The sequence below is a fragment of the Thiomonas delicata genome (assembly GCF_900088825.1).
In the GTDB taxonomy this organism is placed as follows: domain Bacteria; phylum Pseudomonadota; class Gammaproteobacteria; order Burkholderiales; family Burkholderiaceae_C; genus Thiomonas_A; species Thiomonas_A delicata.
Window position 1 is genome coordinate 1 of sequence record NZ_LT592175.1, and the last position, 2,956, is coordinate 2,956.

The window sequence follows — 2,956 nt, forward strand, 5'->3', positions numbered from 1 at the left end:
GTGGCACGGCTCGTGGATGCAGGCCAGCTCAAAACCACGCTCAACACCCGCCTCGGCCCGATCGACGCCGCCACCCTCAAGCGCGCGCACGCGCTGGTGGAGACGGGCAGCAGCATCGGCAAGGTGGTGGTGGAGGGCTGGGAGTGATCGCAACAGCGTGACGGGGCCTGGGTGAAGAGTTGCCGCAACGCAAGGCGAACGCGTTGGACGCACAGCGCGATCAGATGTCGCGAGTCGAAGACCGCCCATGGTCGTCATGCCGAAGTCGATGTGTGGCCCGCCTCGATCAACGTTGGCCCGGCTCAAGCTCGGGGCTGCTCTGAAAAGCTTCACCCAGGTAACCCATGACTGCCCGCACGGTCTCCGAACGCCTGAGATCCCGGTGAGTGACCAGCCAGATGTCGCGCGAGAAAGGAGCGCCCGATTCATCGAGTCTGACCAATTGCTTGTCGGCATCACCAAGAAAGCAAGGCAAGCCTGCGACACCAGCGCCTGCGCGAGCTGCGATGAAATGGCCACTGATGTCGCTCAGCTCGCAACTCACGGGACGTTGCCCGGCGATGTTTAGCAGCCATTTCTGCTGGGGCATGTCAGCAAATTGCTCGTCGTAGGCGATGAAGGTCCAGTGGCTGGGATCGTGCAAGGCCGGGTAATGGTGGCTGGCATACAGCGCGAACCGCATGCGGCCGATACGGCGGACGACATTACTGGATTCCTTCGGGCGTATCAGCCGCAATGCCACATCTGCTTCCCGGCGGCTCAGTGACACTTGGCGCGCTTCAGCAGTGACGGAAAGTTGGATGCCTGGATAAGTCGTCTGGAAATCCGCCATGCGGGTTGCCAGAAAATGCGTAGCCAACACGGGCGGCGCGCTGAGCGTGACCTTGCCACTCAAGGGTGCTTGAGTCGCACGGGTATGCCGTTCGATGGCGAAGGCAGTGCTTTCCATGGCCTTGGCCTGCTCAAAAACCTGAATGCCGACCGGCGTCAGGCGACAGGCACGCGGCAGACGCTCGACCAAGACGACTTGCAATTCGTCCTCCAGTGCCACCAGCCGCCGGCTGACAGTGGCGTGGTCCACCCGAAGTGACCGCGCCGCGCCAGACAGTGTTCCAGCGTTGCCCACGGCAAGGAAATGGCGCAGATTCTCCCAATCGAACATATGTGCGTTTTCTCAAGTTTGAGTTGCAATTTTAGAGAATTTACGCACAGATTGTCGAGGCCTAGCATGCCTCTTGTTCAAGGCTTCGGATGGCTAAAAATGTCTTCTTCGTCTTCCCCACGTGGCACGCTGATTGCGGCTGCGCTTGGCTTCGTCGTGGTGTTGTTGGATGTCAGCGCAGTGAATGTGGCGCTTGGTGCATTGCACCGTGATTTCGCTACCGCCGTGGCGGGGCTGCAATGGGTGGTGAATGCTTACACGTTGGTATTTGCCGCACTGTTGTTGACCAGTGGCTCGCTTGGAGATCGTTTGGGGTCGCGGAGGGTCTTCCTGTGCGGCTTCACACTGTTCACGCTGGCATCGGCTGCCTGTAGCGTCGCCATCAACTTGCCGATGCTGGTCGTTGCCCGGCTGGTCGAAGGTCTTGGAGCGTCGCTGCTGGTTCCCAATTCGCTAGCCATACTCAAGCGCGCCTTTCCGGACAAGCTGCAGCGCAGCCGCGCCGTGGGCTGGTGGGGTGCTATCGGCGGCATATCCCTGGCAGCCGGGCCGGTGCTGGGTGGCTTGCTGGTCACGCATTGGGGTTGGCGCAGCATCTTTCTCATCAATCTTCCGATCGGACTTGTGGGTGGCTACCTCACGCTTCAGTACGTCGCTGCCGACGGCTCGCGCCACCCGCGCCACCATGACGATGGCCTGGATTGGCCTGGACAGCTCGTTGCTATCCTTTCATTAGCTGCATTCACGGCTGCGCTCACGGAAGCGGGACAGCTGGGTTGGGGTAGTGTCTGGGTACAGGGCGGTTTGTTGCTCGCGGTAGTTGCTGCCGCGGGATTCATCTGGATTGAATCGCGTAGCCGTTCGCCGATGCTGCCGCTTGGGCTATTTCGTGTGTCCGCCTTCACAATCGCGACGATCTCGGGTGTCATCGTTAATTTTTCCTACTACGGGCTGATCTTCATTTTCAGCCTGTTCTTCCAGATCGAGCAACAGCTTTCACCGCAGCAGACTGGAATGGCATTTCTGCCCATGACGATTGTGCTGATGGGGGTCAACGTACTTGCCGGACGCCTCATTAGCCGGATGGGCGCGAAGCGGCTAATGGTTCTGGGCTTGCTCATTGCTGCATCGGGATACCTGTTGCTTCTACCTGTTCGCGTCGATGGAGCCTATGGTTGGCTGGTGGTGCCGATGCTCATAGCGTCCAGCGGCATTGCCTTGATGGTCCCGACTATGACCAACGTCACGCTATCTTCGGTGGATGATTCGCGAGCGGGTATCGCATCGGGTGTCCTCAATTCCGCACGCCAAGTGGGCGGACTCCTCGGTGTTGCTGTTTTTGGCTATCTGGTACGCAATACCGGACAGCGGGCTTTTATGCAGGGTATGCATTGGTCGCTCGGCATGGCAGTCATACTGCTGTTGGCGGGAAGCGCCATGTGCTGGCTAAGGTTTGGCACAGATACAGAGAAGCAATTGAGCTGAAAATGAGGCTAATCGGGCATGGAGCTTCGCCACCTCCGACAGCCCATGCACCCGCGCCGTTAACGGTTCCCACGCGCCCACTTGCGTTCGAGAAAACGCTGCACTTCCGCACGATCGGCCGGAAATTCAGCGCGATTGCGCCAGCGCGTGTCTTCCGTGTACTTGGGAGTTCATGTTCACCCGCTCGATGTTCGCCACCGCGGACTTGGCCGAGCAGGGTCGCCTGCTCGGCGAGGTGGCACGGCTCGTGGATGCAGGCCAGCTCAAAACCACGCTCAACACCCGCCTCGGCCCGATCGACGCCGCCAC

The 2,956-nt window shown here is 60.0% G+C and carries 3 protein-coding genes and 2 pseudogenes; 3 read left to right on the forward strand and 2 right to left on the reverse strand.

Translation table 11 applies throughout. The features are described 5' to 3' along the window. Positions 1–12: 12 nt before the first annotated feature. Positions 13–147 carry a hypothetical protein gene (locus THIARS_RS17895; RefSeq protein WP_342747777.1) on the forward strand — a complete coding sequence of 45 codons (135 nt, stop codon included), beginning with the start codon at positions 13–15 and terminating at the stop codon, positions 145–147. 139 nt (positions 148–286) lie between these two features. Here the strand turns inward: THIARS_RS17895 and THIARS_RS17900 are convergent, their stop codons facing one another. Next, the gene (locus THIARS_RS17900) at positions 287–1,162 is read right to left on the reverse strand and encodes a LysR family transcriptional regulator (RefSeq protein WP_013123615.1); all 876 of its coding nucleotides are present in this window, start codon (positions 1,160–1,162) and stop codon (positions 287–289) included. A 66-nt stretch (positions 1,163–1,228) separates the two neighbouring features. On the opposite strand from THIARS_RS17900, the gene THIARS_RS17905 reads away from it, so the two are divergent. Then, positions 1,229–2,647, forward strand: coding sequence for an MFS transporter (locus THIARS_RS17905; RefSeq protein WP_013123614.1), 1,419 nt, complete (start codon positions 1,229–1,231; stop codon positions 2,645–2,647). Between the two features lie 71 nt (positions 2,648–2,718). Here the strand turns inward: THIARS_RS17905 and THIARS_RS17910 are convergent. After that, positions 2,719–2,808 (reverse strand): annotated as a pseudogene (locus THIARS_RS17910) (DUF1348 family protein); the annotation flags it as partial. A 2-nt stretch (positions 2,809–2,810) separates the two neighbouring features. Between THIARS_RS17910 and THIARS_RS19050 the strand changes: the two are divergent. Next, a pseudogene (locus THIARS_RS19050) lies at positions 2,811–2,956 on the forward strand (zinc-binding alcohol dehydrogenase family protein); the annotation flags it as partial.

Bases quoted from the DNA above. Each gene is read 5' to 3' on its own strand.
- THIARS_RS17900 (WP_013123615.1), bottom strand. From the start codon at position 1,162: ATGTTCGATTGGGAGAATCTGCGCCATTTCCTTGCCGTGGGCAACGCT.
- THIARS_RS17905 (WP_013123614.1), top strand. From the start codon at position 1,229: ATGCCTCTTGTTCAAGGCTTCGGATGGCTAAAAATGTCTTCTTCGTCT.